Below are 18,972 nucleotides of genomic sequence, written 5' to 3'. Positions count from 1 at the left end.
GTTGATGTCGAATTCTTATGACTCCTCAAGTATCAAGGTATTAAAAGGGCTGGATGCGGTGCGCAAGCGCCCGGGCATGTATATCGGCGATACCGATGACGGCACCGGTCTGCACCACATGGTATTCGAGGTTGTGGACAACGCTATCGACGAAGCGCTCGCGGGCCACTGTAGTGACATTCAGGTCACCATCCATGCCGACAACTCGGTATCGGTACAGGATGACGGCCGCGGCATTCCGACCGGCATTCACCCGGAAGAAGGGGTTTCAGCCGCAGAGGTCATCATGACCGTGCTGCACGCCGGCGGTAAATTCGACGACAACTCCTATAAGGTTTCCGGCGGCCTGCACGGCGTGGGCGTCTCGGTGGTTAACGCCCTGTCGGAGAAACTGGAGCTGGTGATCCGCCGCGAAGGCAAAGTGCACGAACAGACTTACAGCCACGGCGAGCCGCAGGCGCCGCTGACCGTGGTGGGCGAAACCGAACAGACGGGCACCATGGTGCGCTTCTGGCCGAGCCACCAGACCTTCACCAATGTGACCGATTTCGAGTACGACATTCTGGCCAAGCGTCTGCGCGAGCTGTCCTTCCTCAACTCCGGCGTGTCTATCCGCCTGAAGGACAAGCGCACCGACCGTGAAGACCACTTCCATTACGAAGGCGGCATCAAGGCGTTTGTCGAGTACCTGAACAAGAACAAAACCCCGATCCACCCGAACGTGTTCTACTTCTCGACCGTGAAAGACGACATCGGCGTGGAAGTGGCGCTGCAGTGGAACGACGGTTTCCAGGAAAACATCTACTGCTTCACCAACAACATTCCGCAGCGCGACGGCGGCACGCACCTGGTCGGTTTCCGTACCGCGATGACCCGTACGCTGAACAGCTACATGGAGAAGGAAGGCTACAGCAAGAAGGCCAAGGTCAGCGCCACCGGCGATGACGCGCGTGAAGGTCTGATCGCCGTGGTGTCGGTGAAGGTGCCGGATCCCAAGTTCTCTTCTCAGACCAAGGACAAGCTGGTCTCTTCCGAGGTGAAAACCGCGGTTGAAACGCTGATGAACGAGAAGCTGGTGGATTACCTGATGGAGAATCCGGGCGACGCGAAAATCGTGGTCGGCAAAATCATCGACGCGGCGCGCGCGCGCGAAGCGGCGCGTAAAGCGCGTGAGATGACCCGCCGCAAAGGCGCGCTGGATCTGGCCGGCCTGCCGGGCAAGCTGGCGGACTGCCAGGAACGCGATCCGGCGCTGTCCGAACTGTACCTGGTGGAAGGGGACTCCGCGGGCGGCTCTGCCAAGCAGGGGCGCAACCGCAAGAACCAGGCTATCTTGCCGCTGAAGGGGAAAATCCTCAACGTCGAGAAAGCGCGTTTCGACAAAATGCTCTCCTCGCAGGAAGTGGCGACGCTGATCACCGCGCTGGGTTGTGGCATCGGCCGCGACGAGTACAGCCCGGACAAGCTGCGTTACCACAGCATCATCATCATGACCGATGCCGACGTCGACGGTTCGCACATCCGTACGCTGCTGTTGACCTTCTTCTACCGCCAGATGCCGGAAATCATCGAGCGTGGCCACGTGTTTATCGCACAGCCGCCGCTGTACAAGGTGAAGAAAGGCAAGCAGGAGCAGTACATCAAAGATGACGAGGCGATGGATCAGTACCAGATCGCCATCGCGATGGACGGCGCTACGCTGCATACCAATGCCAGCGCACCGGCGCTCGGCGGCGAGCAGCTGGAAAAACTGGTGGCAGAACACTATGCCGTGCAGAAGCTGATCGGCCGCATGGAGCGCCGCTATCCGCGCGCGCTGCTGAACAACCTGATCTATCAGCCGACGCTGAACGAAGGCGATCTCAGCGATGAAGCCAAGGTGAAAACCTGGATCGCTTCGCTGGTGCAGGCGCTGAACGACAAAGAGCAGCACGGCAGCAGCTATGACTTCGTGATCTTCGAGAACCGCGAACGCCAGATGTTCGAACCGGCGCTGCGCATCCGCACCCACGGCGTGGATACCGACTATAAGCTGGACTTCGACTTCATCCACGGCGGCGAATACCGCAAGATCTGCCAGCTGGGCGAACAGCTGCGCGGGCTGATCGAAGACGGCGCGTTCATCGAGCGCGGCGAACGTCGTCAGCCGGTGGACAGCTTCGAGCAGGCGCTGGAGTGGCTGGTGAAAGAGTCGCGCCGCGGCCTGTCGGTGCAGCGCTATAAAGGCCTGGGCGAAATGAACCCGGAGCAGCTGTGGGAAACCACCATGGATCCGGAAAGCCGCCGCATGCTGCGCGTGACCGTCAAGGACGCCATCGCTGCCGATCAGCTGTTCACCACGCTGATGGGCGATGCGGTTGAGCCGCGCCGCGCCTTTATCGAAGAAAACGCCCTGAAAGCGGCGAACATCGATATCTGATGCGTTAATGGCTGTGAAAATCCGCGCCGGGCGACCCGCGCGGATTTTTTTACGCCTTTTTTGGCGCTGACAGCCAAGGCTGAAACGCGTTAGCATGGGAAAAAACCACTGGGAGAAGCGTTGAATGGCTATTGAACTGATTGCGATCGACATGGACGGCACGTTGCTGGATCCGCAGCACCAAATCACGCCGGCGGTAAAGCAGGCTATCGCGGCGGCGCGGCGCAAAGGGGTGCACGTGGTGCTGGCCACCGGGCGGCCTTATGTCGGCGTGCAGGACTATCTGCGCCAGTTGGACATTCAGGGCCCCGGCGATTTTTGCATAACCTACAACGGCGCGCTGGTGCTGCGCGCGGCCGACGGCGCCTGTATTCTGCAGGAAACCCTGGGCTTCGAGGACTATCTGCACTTCGAGCAGATGGCGCGCGAGCTCGGCGTTCACTACCAGGCGTTTGACTTTGACACCCTGTATACCCCGAACAAAGACATCGGCAAATACACCATACACGAGGCGGAAATGACCGGTATTCCGTTGAAATACCGCAGCGTGGAGGAGATGGATCGCCAGATGCGTTTCCCGAAAGTGATGATGATCGACGAGCCGGCGCTGCTGGACAACGCGATTGCGCGCATCCCGGCGGAAACGCGCGAGCGTTACACCATTCTGAAAAGCGCGCCTTACTACCTCGAAATCCTGCATAAGAACGTCGATAAGGGTGCCGGGGTGAGAATGCTGGCCGAGCACCTCGGCGTGGCGCGGGAAAACATCATGACGCTGGGGGATCAGGCCAACGATACGGCGATGATCGAGTATGCCGGCGTCGGCGTGGCGATGGGCAATGCCATTCCCGAGCTGAAAGCGGTGGCGCAGTTTGTCACCGGCGCCAATACCGAAGACGGCGTGGCGCGCGCCATCGAGAAGTTCGTGCTCAACGCCTGATCAAGTGGGGCGCTGCGGCGCCCCTTTATATTGCCGCCAACACCCCTTTGGCGATCTGCAGATCCTGAATCGCCAGCCCGGTAAGATCGGCGATGGTGATGTGCTGCGGCTCGCTTCGCAACCGCCCTCCCTGCGCCAAGAGGGCGCCCATTTCGACGATTGGCGTTGAAATCAGTCTATTTTGCCGATAAGCCGTCGCGATCTCGCCATAGTCAGCGCACTGCGCCAGCGCATCGACCAGCAGTGCGTCCGCGCGAGCCACCAGATCGGTCGCCAGCTCCTGCTTGCCGGGCGCGTCGGCGCCCACGGCGGTGATGTGCGTGCCGGGCCGAATATCCGCCGCCTGTAAAATCGGTTCGCGGCTGGGCGTGGTAGTGACGATCAGCTGACAGTGTGCCGCCAGTTCTGCCGCATCCTGCGTAACCCGCACCCGAAAACCTTCGGCCTCGGCTTCGCGCCGATACGCCGCCAGCGCCTGATCGTTGCGGCCCCACACCCACACTTCGCGGCAATCGGTCACCGGTTTCAGACATTGCAGCTGCAGCCGGGCCTGCAGGCCGGTACCGACCATGCCGATCGCCTGAATATGCGGCGGCGCGCACAGTTCGGCGGCGATGCGGCCGGCCAGTGCGGTGCGCAGCGCGGTCAGCCATCCCTCATCCTGCAGCAGCGCCCGAGGTTCGCCGGTCTGGGCGGAGAACGCCATCACCAACCCCTGATTGCTGGCCAAACCGCGTTCGGCGTTGCGATAGAAACCGGCGGAGACCTTGACCACGAACATCTCTTCGCCTTCCAGCCAGGCGGATTTGATGCAGCAATCGCCGGCGGCCTGTTCGAACAGGAAATGCTGCACCGGCGGCTGTTGCACCCGCCGCTGCGAATAGGCGATAAAACCCTGCTTCAACAGCGGGGTTATAGCCTCGGCGTCGAACGCGGCGAGGATTTGCTGCCGTTTAAGGATGTGCATCGGCGATGGCCTTGAGGTACTTCTCCAGCACGATGTTTTTACCGCACAGCACCACCGCCACTTTTTTTCCCTGGTATTCCGGCGCCAGCTTGATCGCCGCCGCCAGCGCCACGCCGGCCGCGCCTTCGATAATCCACCGATCGCTGGCGGCGATCCGGCGCATAGCGTGTTTGATCTCTGTCTCGCTGACCAGCACTTTGCGGTCGATCAGCTGTTGGCACAGCGGGAAGGTCACGGCGCCCGGTTCGACGCCGCCGGCGGTGCCGTCGGACAGGGTGTCTTGCTCTTCCACCGGGAAGATATGGCCCGCTTCCAGCGCGCTGTACATGCTGGTGGCGTTTTCCGGCCAGCAGGCGATAAGCTGCGTGTTCGGCGACAATTGCTGCAGAACGGTGCCGATACCGGCGATATAGCCACCGCCGCCGACTGCCACGAACACGGCGTCCAGACCGGTGAGCTGTTCAACCAGCTCCATGCCGCAGGTGCCCTGGCCGGCGATCACCTGCTCGTCGTTATACGGCGAGATATAGGTTTTTCCCTGTTCGCGTGCGGCCTGTTCCCCCGCCAGTTCGGCGTTCAGCGCATCGCCCGGCATTAGTTCCACGGTGCCGCCCAGCGCGCGGATGGTGTCTAGCTTGATGCTCGCCGCCGTCTCTGGCGCATAAACCGTGACGCCAACGCCCATCAGCTGCCCCGCCAAAGCGACCGCCTGGCCGTGGTTGCCGGTAGAGGCGGCGATCACGCCGCGCCGGCGTTGCTCGCTATCCAGTAACCTTAGCTTGTTGCTGGCGCCGCGAAATTTAAAGGAGCCGGTGTGCTGCAGATGGTCGCATTTCAGATACAGCTCGCAGCCCAGCTGCTGCGAAAGCAGCACGCTGCGCTCCAATGGCGTGACCCGTACCTGAGGGCGCAGCTGTTGATGGGCAGAAACAATGGCATCGAAGAGGGGGTTCATACCGGCTCCAGAATGTTTGGACTTAAAAATCCAGTTTGTACTTTTTTGTATTAATTGTAAACCCCGTCGCCCGGCCGCCGGGCAAAAGCGGGCACGGCGTAATGTGATCGCACTGGCGGCGAAAAATAATCATTAACGTATAGTTTAGCGGCACGATTTTTTATTTATTTGCGTTAAGGAAGTCGCAACCGCTCAATTATTTTAATAAGGGAACGACAATGAAAAAAATATTACTCGCCTCATTAACCTACGCCACGCTGACACCGTTTGGTTTCGCCGCCAAAGATGTGACCACCCAACCGGAGGTTTATTTTCTGCAAGAGTCGCAATCGATAGACAGCCTGGCGTTATTGCCGCCGCCGCCCGCCGTTGACAGCATCGATTTTATGAATGACAAGGCGCAATATGATGCCGGGAAATTATTGCGTAATACCGAACGGGGCAAACAGGCTTATCACGACGCACACGTAACGGGGGATGGCGTCGCCGCCGCATTATCCGGCGCTTTCGGTACGGAAATCACCCAGGATAATACGCCGGAGCTGTTCAAACTGGTGATGAAAATGCGTGAAGACGCCGGCGATCTGGCTACCCGCAGCGCCAAAAATCACTATATGCGCATTCGGCCGTTCGCTTTTTACCATGAGCCCACTTGCCGACCGGATGAAGAGAGCACGCTATCGACGAACGGCTCTTATCCTTCCGGGCACACCGCCATCGGTTGGGCGACCGCGCTGGTGCTGGCGGAGATTAACCCTCCCAGGCAGGGGACGATACTGCAGCGCGGCTATGAGATGGGCCAGAGCCGGGTGATTTGCGGTTATCACTGGCAAAGCGACGTGACCGCCGCGCGCTTGGTCGCCTCGGCCATCGTCGCCCGACTGCACGCGGAGCCCACCTTCGCCGCGCAGTTGCAAAGGGCCAAAACGGAATTCAACGCCCTGAAAAAATAACCTTGCTTCACGCGGCAGCGCGCCATATGAAACGCTGCCGCCGATCCGGTAAGATGGCGACTCAGTGCCGGCATGCGCAGGAGAACCGCCATGAGCCATCGGGAAAAACAGCTGACTTTCGACCCTCGCGGGCATCAGTTAACCAATATCAACGTCTGGACGCCGGACAGCCAATGGCTGGCTTATGACGTGCGCCCGCGCGGCGCCTCTTTCACCGGTCTGAGCATCGAGCGGGTCAACGTCACCAGCGGCGCGGTGGAGGTGGTTTATCGCGCTCAGCACGGCGCCCACGTCGGCGTGGTCACGGTCAGCCCCGATGCGCCGGCGCGCTATGCCTTTATCCATGGCCCAGAGCACCCGGACAGCGCCTGGCAATATGATTTTCACCACCGCCGCGGGGTGATCGTCAGCGAACCGGATCGCGAGTTGGCCATCACCCTCGACGCGCTGGATATCACCGCCCCCTACACCCCCGGCGCGCTGCGCGGCGGCAGCCATGTGCACGTTTTCAGCCCGGACGGCAGCCGCCTCAGCTTTACCTATAACGATCACGTCATGCACGAGTGCGATCCGGCGCGCGATCTGCGCAACGTTGGGGTGGCCGTGCCGCTGCACGGGGTCAATCCGCCGAAACAGCATCCGCGCGAGTATGACGGCAGCCACTATTGCGTGCTGGTCAGCGAGACCGTGCCGCAGCCGCAGCCGGGCAGCGATCAGATCAATCGTGCTTACGAAGAAGGCTGGATTGGCCGCGAAGGTTACCGTAAGGCCGACGGCAGCCGGCAGCGCTGGGCGCTGGCGTTCATCGGCGATACGCTGTCCGCTGCCGGTGAAAAGCTGCCGGAGGTGTTTATCGTCGATCTGCCGGAGAACGATGCCGATTACGCCAGGGCGGGCGCTCTGCCGCTGCAGGGAACGGAAAGCGAGCTGCCGGCGCCGCCGCAGGGCGTCAGGCAGCGGCGGGTGACCTTTACCGGCGATCGTCGTTTTCCGGGCGTGGCCGGTGCGCCGCGCCACTGGCTGCGCAGCTCGCCGGACGGCAGCCAGATCGCGTTTTTGATGAAGGATGACGGCGGCGTGGTGCAGCTGTGGACGGTGTCGCCGAACGGCGGGGAGCCGCGCCAGGTGAGCCACAGCGAGCATGATATCCAGTCTGCCTTCAGCTGGCACCCGCAGGGCGGGGCGATTGCCTTGGTGTGTGACAACAGCGTGATGCTGTGCGAGGTCGCCGGCGGCCGTCTGCAGCGTTTAACGCAGCGTAGCGTGCAGCCGCCGTCGGGGGACGCCGTGGTGTTTTCACCGGACGGCAAGAAAGTGGCGTTTATGCGCGAGATAGCGGGATTCAACCAGATCTTTGTGGTTGAGGTGTAAGGCGGGCCTGATGGCCCGCTGCGTGTGTGATTAGTGTGTGGCGGCGCTGTCGTTGCCTTCGCCGGGATTGCCGGTTGCCGCCAGATTCTGCTGCTCGCTGCGCAGGATGCGCGCTTTTGGCGAGTCTGCGGTGGCGTCGTTGCCGGAACGCAGATAGTCGTAAGGCAGCAGTACGGTGTCCATCACCGCAGAGAACGGCAGATCCAGCGCCACCAGCGGCATCATCGCCCAGCTGGTGTTGTCGTCCTTCAGCATGTCCACGCTGGCGCGGGTGCCGGGATAGTAACCCTGATTCGGGCCGGTATGGCTCATCACGCTGGAGCAACCGCTGGTCGCCAACAACATGCAGCCCGTCGCTATCGCTTTCATCGTCGTCATTAATCCATCCTGCAGGGTTGCTGTGCCCCTAAAATTAAGCTGAGTTATAACATCCTGTCGCTGCTTTAAAAGAAGCAAAATCCCGCTCTGTGGCGGCTCTCTCACTTTAGTGTAAGTGGTAAAAAAACTTTCGCCTAATCGGTACGAAGTTTTTTTGATCCTCGCCTGTTGAATTGATGAAATCAACCCCCATTTTATCATCAGAGCCGAATTGAGAATTCGCCGTAAGGGAATTCTGGCTTAATTAGCCTGTCCAGAGTGGAAGGCGTATTTATTTCAACCTCGCTGAAGTGCCTTAGGAGGCTGTTTTATGCGTAATTTTGATCTTTCCCCGCTATACCGTTCCGCCATTGGTTTCGATCGCCTGTTCAACGCGCTGGAAGCCGGCCAGAGTCAGGGCAACGGCGGTTATCCGCCTTATAATGTCGAGCTGGTGGACGAAAATCATTATCGCATCGCCATCGCGGTAGCCGGGTTTGCCGAGCAGGAGCTGGAGATCACCACGCAAGATAATCTGCTGATCGTGCGCGGGGCGCACAATAACGAACCGGCAGAAAAAACCTATTTATATCAGGGCATCGCCGAGCGTAATTTCGAGCGTAAATTCCAGCTGGCCGAACATATTCAAATTAAAGGCGCCAAACTGGAGAATGGCCTGTTGTATATCGACATGCAACGCATCGTGCCGGAAACATTAAAACCGCGCCGCATCGAAATTAAATAAATTTCCGTTTCGCCGGCAGGTACGCTGCCGGCAAATAATACCTAGCCTGCCGTCAGGGGGCTGAATAAACACATCTCGCTTAATGAAAGGAGTTGTTCCTATGCGTAATTACGATTTATCCCCGCTTCTGCGTCAGTGGATTGGTTTTGATAAATTGGCCAGCTCAATGGGCGGCCAGGAACCCCAGGGGTTCCCGCCGTATAACATCGAGAAAAGCGATGACAATCACTACCGCATTTCTCTGGCGCTGGCCGGTTTCCGGCAGAGCGAACTGAATATCGAAGTGGAAGGGCCGCGGCTGACCGTCAGCGGTAAACCCACGCCGCCGGAAAAACAGGTCGAATACCTGCATCAGGGCCTGGTGTGCAAAGAGTTCCAGTTGACCTTCACCCTGGCGGAGCATCTGCAGGTGTCCGAGGCCAAATTTGAAAACGGCCTGCTGCACATCGATCTGGTGCGTCAGGTGCCGGAAGCCTTGCAGCCGCAGCGCATCGCCATCGGGGCGACGCCGGAGCTGGAAGCCAAATAACCGACTGAAAAACGGTCATCATCATGCGGGGGAGATCCAGACGGGTCTCCCCCGCTGCGTTATGTGGCGCATGCCACAGTCCCCCCGTTTGTCCGATGTCATAATCCTTGTTAGTTGTGTGTCTTTGGCCGCAAATTCCTTTTCAACTTTGGCAAGGATGTGACCTATGAGCGATATCGCCCTGACCGTCAGCATGTTGGCGCTGGCGGCCGTCATTGGGCTGTGGATGGGGAACTGGAAGCTGTACGGCGTTGGGCTGGGCATCGGCGGCGTGCTGTTCGGCGGCATCCTGGTCGGCCACTTCGCCCAGAGCGGGCAAATCAACCTGAACGGGGACATGCTGCACTTTATCCAGGAGTTTGGCCTGATCCTGTTCGTGTACACCATCGGCATTCAGGTCGGCCCCGGCTTCTTCTCTTCGCTGCGCGTCTCCGGGCTGCGCCTCAACGCCTTCGCGGTGCTACTGGTGCTGACCGGCGGCGTCGTGGCGGCGGCGGTACACAAGCTGTTCGACGTGCCGCTGCCGATCATCCTCGGCGTGTTCTCCGGCGCGGTCACCAACACCCCGGCGCTGGGCGCCGGTCAGCAAATCCTGACCGATCTCGGTTCCGATCCGGCGCTGGTGGACGGCATGGGGATGGGTTACGCCATGGCCTATCCGTTCGGCATATGCGGCATCCTGCTGGTGATGTGGTTGATTCGGCTGTTTTTTCGCATCAACATCGAGCGCGAAGCGCAGGCGTTTGAAAGCAGCCTGGGCAATCAGCGTGAGCTACTGCACGCCATCAACGTGGCGGTGCGCAACCCCAATCTGCAGGGCATGGCGATTAAGCAGGTGCCGCTGCTCAATGGTGAAGCGATCGTCTGTTCGCGCCTCAAACGCGGGGAGCTGTTGATGGTGCCGGCGCCGCACGAGCGGCTGGAGCTGGGCGACTACCTGCATCTGGTGGGCAAACGCGAAGATCTGGAGAACGCCCGACTGGTGATCGGCGAAGAGGTGGACGCCTCGCTGTCCACGCGCGGCACCGCGCTGCAGGTGGTGAGGGCGGTGGTGACCAACGAGCAGGTGCTGGGCAAGAAAATCCGCGATCTGAACCTGAAGCAAAAGTATGACGTGGTAATTTCACGCCTCAACCGCGCCGGCGTGGAGCTGGTGGCCGGCAGCAACGTGACGCTGCAGTTCGGCGACATTCTGAACCTGGTCGGCCGGCCGGAGGCCATCGACGCGGTGACGGCAATCGTCGGCAACGCCCAACAAAAACTGCAGCAGGTGCAGATGCTGCCGGTGTTTATCGGCATCGGCCTTGGGGTGCTGCTCGGCTCCATTCCGCTGTTCGTGCCTGGCTTCCCGGCGGCATTGCGGCTGGGGCTGGCCGGTGGGCCGCTGGTGGCGGCGCTGATCCTGGGGCGCATCGGCAGCATTGGCAAGCTGTACTGGTTTATGCCGCCGAGCGCCAACCTGGCGCTGCGCGAACTGGGCATCGTGCTGTTTCTGGCGGTGGTTGGATTGAAATCGGGTGGCAACTTCATCGATACCTTGCTGCACGGCGAGGGGCTGACGTGGGTCGGGTACGGCGCGTTGATCACCGCCATTCCGCTGCTGAGCGTCGGTATTCTGGCGCGCACGGTGGGCAAGATGAACTACCTGACGCTGTCCGGCATGTTGGCGGGATCGATGACCGATCCGCCGGCGCTGGCCTTCGCCAACGGTCTGCATCCTACCAGCGGCGCCGCCGCGCTGTCTTACGCCACCGTGTATCCGCTGGCGATGTTCCTGCGCATCATGTCGCCGCAGCTGCTGGCGGTGCTGTTCTGGACGCTGTAACACTGCCCGACTACAGCCGGTAAGGTATTAACACGCCGTTGTCAGTGCCAAAATCTTTGGGGTTGCGGGAGATGAGCGTTCGGAACCCCACCTGTGCGGTGGCCCAGACAATGGCGTCCGGCAGCTTCACATGCTGTGAGTGGCGCAGTTCTACGGCGCGTTCGGCAACTTCATCGGTAATAGGCAGCAGCAGGAATTGCCCTAAAAACTGGCGCGTTTTCAACTCCAGCGCCGGCCCCTGTTTTTTGGCACCCACCATCACTTCCATCCAGGTGATGGCGCTAATAGCCGGGTTGATGTGGTATTCGGTCAGAACGTCTTTGGCTTGAGGAATGCCGTTGAGATAATCGATCAGGATATTGGTGTCGAATAACGCCCGTTGAGCCACCATTATTCCCACTCCTCGCGCTGACGATTTTCGTAGTCTACGCCATCGCCCATCGCCCCGGACCAGAGCCCGAAAGCATTGCTGGGATCTTCAACGTGGTTCTCCGTCAGATAACGGGAGACGGCCTGACGGATGATTTCGGCCCGGGGAACGTGGCGGATATTTTTCAGATTGTCGAGCTGCCGCAGGTCTTCTTCAGGTAAATCGATCACGATGCGAGTCATCACTAGCCCTCCAAAAAAAAGATATACGATATATGCATCGTATATCTTTATCGGTCGATTTTCAATCAGCTGGCGTTAGCCTTCCTGATGCGCGCGTTCGATCTCTTCCGCCAGGATCGCCACGCCGCGCTCGATTTTCTCCGGATCGGGCACGTAGTTCATGCGCATGCACTGGTGGGTGTGCGGCCAGTCGTGCTCCAGCCCCGGGAAGAAGTAGTGGCCCGGTACCATCAGCACGCCGCGCTTTTTCAGGCGCTGATACAGCACTTCGGTGGTGATCGGCAGATCCTTGAACCACAGCCAGAGGAAGATAGCCCCTTCCGGTTTGTGGATCAGGCAGCGCTCCGGCGACAGGTAACGGCGGATAATCTCGATGGTGTGCTCGACGCGCTGTTTGTAGAACGGGCGAACCACCTCGTTCGACAGGCGCAGCAGATCGCCGCGTGCGATCATTTCCGTCGCCATCGCCGGCCCCATGCTGCCCGGCGACAGGCTGATGATGCCGTTCATGTTGGTCAGCGCGGTGATCACCTTCTCGTCGGCGATCACGATGCCGCAGCGCGAGCCCGGCAGGCCGAGCTTGGACAGGCTCATGCACAGGATGGTGTTCGGGTTCCACAGCGGCGTGGCGTCGCTGAAGATGATGCCGGGGAACGGCACGCCGTAGGCGTTGTCGATCACCAGCGGAATATCGCGCTGCTGCGCCAGCAGGTCGAGCTTCATCAGCTCTTCGTCGGTGATCACGTTGCCGGTCGGGTTGGTTGGCCGTGAAACGCAGATCATGCCGATGTCGTCGCCGATGGTGAGGTGTTCGAAATCAACGTGATACTTGAACTGGCCGTCCGGCAGCAGCTCGATGTTCGGTTTGGCGGAGACGAACAGCCCTTCGTCCAGCCCGGCGTCGGCATAGCCGATGTATTCCGGTGCCAGCGGGAACAGCACGCGGCGGCGCGAACCGTCGGCGTAGCGGCCGGCGAACAGGTTGAACAAGTAGAAAAACGCGCTTTGGCTGCCGTTCGTCAGTGCAATATTCTGTGGCGAAATCTCCCAGCCGAGCTCGTCGCGCAGCAGATTGGCCAGCGCTTTCAGCAGCGCGTCCTTGCCTTGCGGGCCGTCGTAGTTGCACAGCGCTTCGGTCAGTTTGCCCTGGTCGAGCATCTCCTGGCACAGCTGTTTGAAGTAGGCTTCCATCTCTGGGATCTGCGCCGGGTTGCCGCCGCCGAGCATGATGGCACCGGGGGTGCGCAGGCCTTCGTTCAGGTCGTCCATCAAACGGGTAATGCCCGCATAACGGGTAAATTTTTCGCCGAAAAGTGAGAAAGTCATAGGTGCAGCAGTACTGTTTCTTAGCAGGTAATCCCCCACCATACCGCCAGACAAATCCCGCTGCAACGCGGCCGATAAATCGACCAATGGGCACAAACTTCGTCCATTGGCCGATTGGTAGCATATTACGCTGGATTATTGTGACCGTTCGCCGGCCCACACCACCATCACCTTATCGTCGCCGAGCCGGCGGCTGAAGGCGTAGTAGGCGGCGTGTGGCTGCGGGGTTTGCACGCCGCCGCCGATCGCCGGATGGCGAGCGCGGAACTGCCCCAACCGTTGCCAGTGGGCCAGCATCGGGGCTTTTTCCCCCAGCAGCTCACGCCAGTTCATGTCGGAGCGGGTGCCCTGCAGCGGATCGGAACCGGTGGGGCCGAGCGGGCGGCCGCTTTCATCGCCGTAGTAAATCTGCACCGCGCCCGGCGCCAGCAACAGCAGGTTCGCCGCCCGCTGTTGCAGCGGCAGCGAGCCTTTGGCGTCGCTGGCGAAGAACAACCGGGTGTCGTGTGAAGAGAGGTAGCTCAGCACGTTGAAATCCTGCAGCCGCTCGGCCATCTGCCGGTAGGTGGCGTCGATGTCGGCAAAGCAGCCCAATGCCTGCGCCGCCTGGTCCTGGAAGTCGAAGTTGATCATCGCGTCGAAGCCGTTTTGGTAATAGTCGCTTTTCATCACCCCGTGGCCCCAGGCCTCGCCGGTCATCCAAAACGGCGCGTCATCCAGCGCCTGCTGCGGATGATCCGCTTTCCACGCCGCCAATGCCGCCGTGGCGCGCTGCTTCAACAGCGCCAGCGTCGGTTTTTCCACGTGCTTGGCGGTATCGACGCGAAAACCGTCGATGCCGTAATCGCGCACCCACTGGCTGAGCCAGACGGTCAGGTAATCGCGGGTGGTGGCGCTGGGAATGTCGCGCGCGGCGGTGTCGGGCTTGTGGCGGTAGAACAGCGGCAGGCCGCTGGCGCCGGGCGCTTCGGTTTTGATGTCCGGCAGGAAGGCCAGCGACATCGTCAGATCGTCATAGCCCGGTGAGTCATAGTCGCCGATGTCGGTGCGGATCCAGTTTTTCCCCCACCATTGGCGCCAGCCCGCCTTGTCGCTGAAGTTGATGTAGTCGTTGAAACTGTGCCAGTTTTGCCCTGGCCCGGGGCGCCAGTCGCCCCAATTTTTCCCCAGGGTTTTCTCCACCTCCGCGCCTTGCAGATACAGCGAGCCGAAGTGAAACGTCTGCATATCCGCCAGCGTGGCGTAACCGACATGGTTCACCACCACGTCGAACAGAATGCGAATGCCGCGCCGATGCGCTTGCTCGACCAGCGTGCGCAGCTCCTGTTCGGTGCCCATGTTGGCGTCGAGGCGAGTCCAGTCCAGGGCGTAATAGCCGTGATAGGCGTAATGCGGGAAATCGCCTTTGGTGCCGCCGCCGACCCAGCCGTGGATCTGCTCCAGCGGCGAGCTGATCCACAAGGCGTTGACGCCGAGCTGCTGCAGATAATCCAGTTTTTGCGTCAGGCCGGCCAGATCGCCGCCGTGAAAGGTGCCTATTTCCTGCAGGCCGTCGCTGCGGCGCCCGTAGCTGTGGTCATTGGCCGGATTGCCGTTCTCAAAGCGATCGGTCAGCACGAAGTAGACCGTGGCGTTATGCCAGCTGAACGCCGCCGGTTTCGCCGTGGTGGCGGACTCCAGCAGCAACAGGCCGCCGCTGGCGGCGGCGGGCTGCAGCGTGATTTTCCCCTGGCTCACCTGCGCCGTTTGGCCGGAATAGAAATCGCGCAGCGTTTCGCCTTCGGCGAAGGTGGAGGCGACGTCGACCGTGACCGGCTTGCCGTCCCAGCGCGGGCAGCTGCGGGCAACAACGGCGGCGCTTTCCGGCGCGCTGCGCAGGCTGAGCTGCAGCGTCGGCGTGCCGCTGCGGGTGTCGATGCGCACCTGATAGTCGCCGGCGCGGAACTGCCGCCAGCTGGCCGGCGGATGGGCGCCGCAGGGCTGCAGCGACAGCGTCTGGTTAAGCTTCACCGCCTCGGCCGGCTGCCAACAGTGGTTATCCTGATACAGGCGCAGCGGCAGCTGGCCTTTGGGCAGCGCGGCCTGGCTGGTAAACAGCCCGGCGGCAGTTTCGTCGAAGGCCGGGAAACCCGGCAGCGTCCAGCCGGCCAGCGCCGAAGGCGACAGCAGCATCAACAAGGGCAGGGGTAACAGTTTCATGGCTCTCCTTACGCGCGGCAGGAAGCGTTTTTCTCGCAGGGTAGCGCCCAGTGTGGCAAACGGCGGAAAAATAGCCTCCTCCCTGCGAGGGTTTTTCGGGGAGGAGAGAAAGGGCGGAGCGTTTTCGGATTGATTCGGCTTGGCTTTGCGCGCGCGCTGCGGCAGATTAAACGATGAACATCAAAGGAGGTTAGCGATGACGGACAAAAACTGGCGAGAAGAGATCGTTCAGGCAATTCAGGATGCCGAATTGCAGCACTTCGCCGAAGAACATCAGCTGCAGGCGCTGTTCGCGCCGCAGCAGGAAGAGCAACACGGCCGGTTATCCGCAGACCACCGGCCGCGCTGAGTTATTTCCGCAACAGCTGCGGGTTGACGCAGTTTTCTTTCACCGTGCCGGTCAACGCGGCGATCAAATTATCCACCGCGCAGGCGGCCATGCCGTAGCGCGTTTCATGGGTGGCGGAGCCGATGTGCGGCAACGCCACCACGTTCGGCATGCTGAGCAGCGGCGAGTTGGCCGGCAGCGGTTCTTTCTCGAACACGTCCAACCCGGCGGCGTGGATCACGCCGTTTTGCAGCGCTTCGATCAGCGCCTGCTCATCCACCACCGGCCCGCGGCCGGCGTTGATCAGAATGCCGCTTTTCTTCATCTTCGCCAACTGATCGCGGCCGATCATGTGGAAGGTTTGTTCGGTCAGCGGCAGCGTGATGCAAACGAAATCCGACTCGGCCAGCAGGGTATCCAGATCGCAGCGGCGCGCGTTAAAGCGCTGCTCCGCCTCTTCGTGCGTGCGGCGGGCGTTGTACAGCACCGGCATGCCGAAGCCGAAGTGCGCGCGCTGCGCCAGCGCCAGGCCGATGCGCCCCATGCCGAGGATGCCGATGGTTTTATGGTGCACGTCGACGCCGAACCAGTCCGGCCCGATGCTGCCGCGCCATTCGCCGGCCTTCACCCGCTCCGCCACTTCCACCACCCGGCGCGCGGTCGCCAGCACCAGGCTCATGATGGTGTCGGCGACGGTTTCGGTCAGCACCGTCGGGGTGTGCATCAGCAGCACGTTATGGGCGTTGAGCGCCTCGACGTCGAAGTTGTCGTAGCCGACGGAAACGGTCGAGGCCGCGCGCAGTTTGGGCGCCTGCTGCAGGAAGGCTTCGTCAATTTTACCGCCGGAACCGATGATCCCTTCGGCCTGCTGCAGCGCCTGGCGCAGTTCGTCGCGGTTCTCCGGCTGCAGGCCGTTGAAGGCGTGCACGGTGAAGTGCTGTTCCAGACGTTCACGCAGATCGGCGGGCAGGCTTTTGTACAATACGATAGAAGGCTTCATCACGAACTCCAGCTGGGCCAAAGGGGGCATGGCGCCCCCCGGTTGGGTTAACAGATAAAAAGTATAACCGGATCAAGCCAATTGCGGCTGGATCTCGTTGCGGGCGGGTTTGACGATCAGCGTCAACACCACCGCCACCACCAGTGCGATGGCCATAAACATGTAAGAGGCCGCCGGGCTGCCGGTGGCGCCATTCAGATAGCCGACGAACCACGAACCGAAGAACGACCCCAGCGCGCCCATGCTGTTGATCAGCGCCATGGCGCCCCCGGCGACGTTTTTCGGCAGCATTTCCGGAATGATGGCGAAGAACGGCCCGTAGGGGGCGTACATCGCGGCGCCGGCGACCACCAGCAGGCCGTAGGAGATCCAGAAGTGGTTGGCGCCGACGGCGTAAGAGCCGAAGAACGCCAGCGCGCCGATCAGCAGCAGCGGCCAGACGAACAGCTTGCGGTTTTGCATTTTGTCCGACGCCCAGGAGACCACGATCATGGCGATGGTCGCCGCCAGGTAAGGCACCGCCGACAGCCAGCCGGCTTCCACCATGCCCATCTGCATGCCGCTGCGCAGGATGGAAGGCAGCCACAGCACGAAGCCGTACACGCCGATGCTCCAGGCGAAGTACTGCACGCACAGCAGGATCACGTTGCGCGAACGGAAGGCTTCGCCGTAGTTGCGCACGGCCTTGATGCCTTTCTGCTCTTCGTCCAGCTGCTGCTGCAGCGCCTGTTTCTCATCGGCACTCAACCAGCCGGCCTGCGCCGGTTTGTCTTTCGCCAGCACCCACCAGCAGAACGCCCAGATAACCGCCGGAATGCCCTCGATGATGAACATTTCACGCCAGCCGAAGGCGTGGATCAGGTAGCCGGACACCACCGACATCCACAGCACCGTCACCGGGTTGCCGAGGATCAGGAAGGTGTTGGCGCGTGAGCGCTCCGATTTGGTGAACCAGTTGCTGATGTAGATCAGCATCGCCGGCATTACCGCCGCTTCCACCACGCCGAGGATAAAGCGGATGGCGGCCAGCATCGGAATATTGCTCACCACGCCGGTCAGCGAGGCGCAGCCGCCCCACAGGATCAGGCACCAGAAGATCAGTTTTTTGACGCTGCGGCGTTCGGCGTAGATGGCGCCGGGAATTTGGAAGAAGAAATAACCGAGGAAAAACAGCGCGCCCAGCAGCGAGGACATGCCTTTGGTGATGCCGAGATCTTCATTGATGCCGGCGGCAGAGGCGAAGCTGAAGTTGGCGCGATCGAGATAGGCCAGGCTGTAGGTGATAAACACGATGGGCATGATGTACCACCAGCGTTTGGCCGCGACAGTCGCTTTGTTCATGTTCAGTATCCTTCAGTGGTGTTGCGTCCCCTTCGCCCGGCACGCTGGGCATGCAAGAGGAAGGGGCAGATGCTCTCCCGACGCGTCCCGGTTGTAGGGCCAGAGGCTGACGTCATGCGGAGAAGTCGTTTTTTTATTGTTATTCGGCCAGCGCCGCGCGGGTCGGCAGGCCCTCGCTGTCGCCGATGGCCTGGATCGCCAGCGAACCGATTTTGTTGCCGCGCTGCACCGCCTGTATCAGCGTTTTGCCTTCCAGCAGGGCGCTGAGGGTGCCGACGGCAAAGCCGTCACCGGCGCCGACGGTATCCACCACGTTGTCGACCTTGACCGCGGCCACCGCCGCCTTGTCGCCGGCGGCGGTTTTAAACCAGGCGCCGTCCGGGCCGGTTTTGATGATCACCGCCTGCACGCCGCGTTCCAGATAGAAATCGGCGATGCCTTCCGGCGTCGATTGGCCGGTGAGGATCTGCCCTTCTTTCAGCCCCGGCAGCACCCAGTCGGCGGCGAACGCCAGCTGGTTCAGCTGCTCGATCATCACCTCGCGGCTGGGCCACAGCACCGGGCGCAGATTGGGATCGAATGAAATGGTTTTGCCCATGGCGCGCATCTCGCGCGCCGCATGGTGGCACAGCGCCAGCGATTCGCTGGACAGCGCCGCCGCCACGCCGCTCAGGTGCAGGTGGCGCGCGGAACCGAAATACTCAGGGTTGAAATCGGTGACCGACAGGTGGCTGGCCGCCGAGCCTTTGCGGAAGTATTCCACGCTGGGATCGGTACCATCGGCGGTTTTGGATTTCACCTGAAAGCCGGTGGGATAGTGGCCGTCGACCGTCACCTGCCGGTAGTTGATGCCTTCTTTTTTCAGCTGCTGCAGGGTGAAGCGGCCGAACGAATCGTTGCCGACGCGGCTGACCCAGCCGACATTCATGCCCAGGCGCGCCAGGCCGATCGCCACGTTCAGCTCGGCGCCGGCGATGCGTTTGGTGAAGGTTTCCACCTCCGCCAAATCGCCGGTTTGCGCCGCCACGAACATCGCCATGGCTTCGCCCAGCGTGACCACATCCAGGGGCGCCTGCTGCGCCGTCGTTGCCGTTAACGTTGTCAT

Annotated in this window: 18 protein-coding genes; 8 read left to right on the top strand and 10 right to left on the bottom strand. The window is 61.1% G+C overall.

Going from position 1 to position 18,972, the window contains the following annotated elements:
* The first annotated feature begins 4 nt into the window (after positions 1 to 4).
* Both gyrB and yidA read left to right on the top strand, forming a co-directional pair.
* A complete protein-coding gene (gene gyrB / locus ACF8MC_RS20880; protein ID WP_033636532.1) occupies positions 5 to 2,419 on the top strand; it encodes a DNA topoisomerase (ATP-hydrolyzing) subunit B in 2,415 nt (804 codons plus the stop codon).
* Between the two features lie 124 nt (positions 2,420 to 2,543).
* Entirely contained in the window at positions 2,544 to 3,359 is an 816-nt protein-coding gene (gene yidA, locus ACF8MC_RS20875) for a sugar-phosphatase (protein ID WP_033649554.1), read from the top strand.
* Between the two features lie 25 nt (positions 3,360 to 3,384).
* Here yidA and ACF8MC_RS20870 read toward each other — a convergent pair whose 3' ends face one another.
* Positions 3,385 to 4,326 carry an ornithine cyclodeaminase family protein gene (locus ACF8MC_RS20870; RefSeq protein ID WP_164105520.1) on the bottom strand — a complete coding sequence of 314 codons (942 nt, stop codon included), beginning with the start codon at positions 4,324 to 4,326 and terminating at the stop codon, positions 3,385 to 3,387.
* Complete coding sequence (locus ACF8MC_RS20865) at positions 4,313 to 5,281, bottom strand: threonine/serine dehydratase (RefSeq protein WP_164105517.1); 969 nt, start codon at positions 5,279 to 5,281, stop codon at positions 4,313 to 4,315. The genes ACF8MC_RS20870 and ACF8MC_RS20865 overlap by 14 nt, the downstream gene beginning before the upstream one ends.
* Before the next feature lie 218 nt (positions 5,282 to 5,499).
* Between ACF8MC_RS20865 and ACF8MC_RS20860 the strand changes: the two genes are divergently transcribed.
* Positions 5,500 to 6,234 carry a phosphatase PAP2 family protein gene (locus ACF8MC_RS20860; RefSeq protein ID WP_164105515.1) on the top strand — a complete coding sequence of 245 codons (735 nt, stop codon included), beginning with the start codon at positions 5,500 to 5,502 and terminating at the stop codon, positions 6,232 to 6,234.
* Between the two features lie 90 nt (positions 6,235 to 6,324).
* Positions 6,325 to 7,605 (top strand): DUF3748 domain-containing protein, encoded by a 1,281-nt coding sequence (locus ACF8MC_RS20855; RefSeq protein WP_164105514.1) that lies wholly within the window; start codon positions 6,325 to 6,327, stop codon positions 7,603 to 7,605.
* 30 nt (positions 7,606 to 7,635) lie between these two features.
* Here ACF8MC_RS20855 and ACF8MC_RS20850 read toward each other — a convergent pair whose 3' ends face one another.
* Complete coding sequence (locus ACF8MC_RS20850; protein ID WP_033636538.1) at positions 7,636 to 7,983, bottom strand: YceK/YidQ family lipoprotein; 348 nt, start codon at positions 7,981 to 7,983, stop codon at positions 7,636 to 7,638.
* Between the two features lie 310 nt (positions 7,984 to 8,293).
* Here ACF8MC_RS20850 and ibpA point away from each other — a divergent pair, with 310 nt between their 5' ends.
* The 3 genes from ibpA to ACF8MC_RS20835 all read left to right on the top strand — a co-directional run bounded on the left by ibpA (position 8,294) and on the right by ACF8MC_RS20835 (position 11,061).
* Positions 8,294 to 8,707: a small heat shock chaperone IbpA gene (ibpA, locus tag ACF8MC_RS20845; RefSeq protein ID WP_004933919.1), complete on the top strand. Its 414-nt coding sequence runs from the start codon at positions 8,294 to 8,296 to the stop codon at positions 8,705 to 8,707.
* Positions 8,708 to 8,807: 100 nt separating this feature from the next.
* Entirely contained in the window at positions 8,808 to 9,236 is a 429-nt protein-coding gene (gene ibpB / locus ACF8MC_RS20840) for a small heat shock chaperone IbpB (RefSeq protein WP_004933922.1), read from the top strand.
* 166 nt (positions 9,237 to 9,402) lie between these two features.
* Positions 9,403 to 11,061 (top strand): putative transporter, encoded by a 1,659-nt coding sequence (locus ACF8MC_RS20835; RefSeq protein WP_033649549.1) that lies wholly within the window; start codon positions 9,403 to 9,405, stop codon positions 11,059 to 11,061.
* A 10-nt stretch (positions 11,062 to 11,071) separates the two neighbouring features.
* Here the strand turns inward: ACF8MC_RS20835 and ACF8MC_RS20830 are convergent, their stop codons facing one another.
* From ACF8MC_RS20830 to ACF8MC_RS20815, 4 genes are all read right to left on the bottom strand, one after another.
* Positions 11,072 to 11,452 (bottom strand): type II toxin-antitoxin system VapC family toxin, encoded by a 381-nt coding sequence (locus tag ACF8MC_RS20830; RefSeq protein ID WP_033653957.1) that lies wholly within the window; start codon positions 11,450 to 11,452, stop codon positions 11,072 to 11,074.
* A complete protein-coding gene (locus tag ACF8MC_RS20825) occupies positions 11,452 to 11,673 on the bottom strand; it encodes a ribbon-helix-helix domain-containing protein (RefSeq protein WP_004933932.1) in 222 nt (73 codons plus the stop codon). The genes ACF8MC_RS20830 and ACF8MC_RS20825 overlap by 1 nt, the downstream gene beginning before the upstream one ends.
* Before the next feature lie 75 nt (positions 11,674 to 11,748).
* Entirely contained in the window at positions 11,749 to 12,999 is a 1,251-nt protein-coding gene (locus ACF8MC_RS20820; protein ID WP_164105512.1) for a valine--pyruvate transaminase, read from the bottom strand.
* Between the two features lie 135 nt (positions 13,000 to 13,134).
* Positions 13,135 to 15,198 carry an alpha-amylase gene (locus ACF8MC_RS20815; RefSeq protein ID WP_164105510.1) on the bottom strand — a complete coding sequence of 688 codons (2,064 nt, stop codon included), beginning with the start codon at positions 15,196 to 15,198 and terminating at the stop codon, positions 13,135 to 13,137.
* 196 nt (positions 15,199 to 15,394) lie between these two features.
* Between ACF8MC_RS20815 and ACF8MC_RS20810 the strand changes: the two genes are divergently transcribed.
* Positions 15,395 to 15,547, top strand: a complete 153-nt coding sequence (locus tag ACF8MC_RS20810) for a hypothetical protein (protein WP_019455508.1) — start codon at positions 15,395 to 15,397, stop codon at positions 15,545 to 15,547.
* A 1-nt stretch (position 15,548) separates the two neighbouring features.
* Here ACF8MC_RS20810 and ghrB read toward each other — a convergent pair whose 3' ends face one another.
* The 3 genes from ghrB to ACF8MC_RS20795 all read right to left on the bottom strand — a co-directional run bounded on the left by ghrB (position 15,549) and on the right by ACF8MC_RS20795 (position 18,972).
* Positions 15,549 to 16,526 carry a glyoxylate/hydroxypyruvate reductase GhrB gene (gene ghrB / locus ACF8MC_RS20805; protein ID WP_016929588.1) on the bottom strand — a complete coding sequence of 326 codons (978 nt, stop codon included), beginning with the start codon at positions 16,524 to 16,526 and terminating at the stop codon, positions 15,549 to 15,551.
* Between the two features lie 72 nt (positions 16,527 to 16,598).
* Entirely contained in the window at positions 16,599 to 17,867 is a 1,269-nt protein-coding gene (locus tag ACF8MC_RS20800; RefSeq protein ID WP_033636543.1) for an MFS transporter, read from the bottom strand.
* A 139-nt stretch (positions 17,868 to 18,006) separates the two neighbouring features.
* Positions 18,007 to 18,972, bottom strand: a complete 966-nt coding sequence (locus tag ACF8MC_RS20795; RefSeq protein ID WP_041038167.1) for a sugar kinase — start codon at positions 18,970 to 18,972, stop codon at positions 18,007 to 18,009.

The organism is Serratia sp. LACPHL-BACT-2024-00286 (genome assembly GCF_043109535.1).
In the GTDB taxonomy this organism is placed as follows: Bacteria; Pseudomonadota; Gammaproteobacteria; order Enterobacterales; family Enterobacteriaceae; genus Serratia; species Serratia sarumanii.
This window is presented reverse-complemented; position numbering and strand designations above follow the sequence as displayed.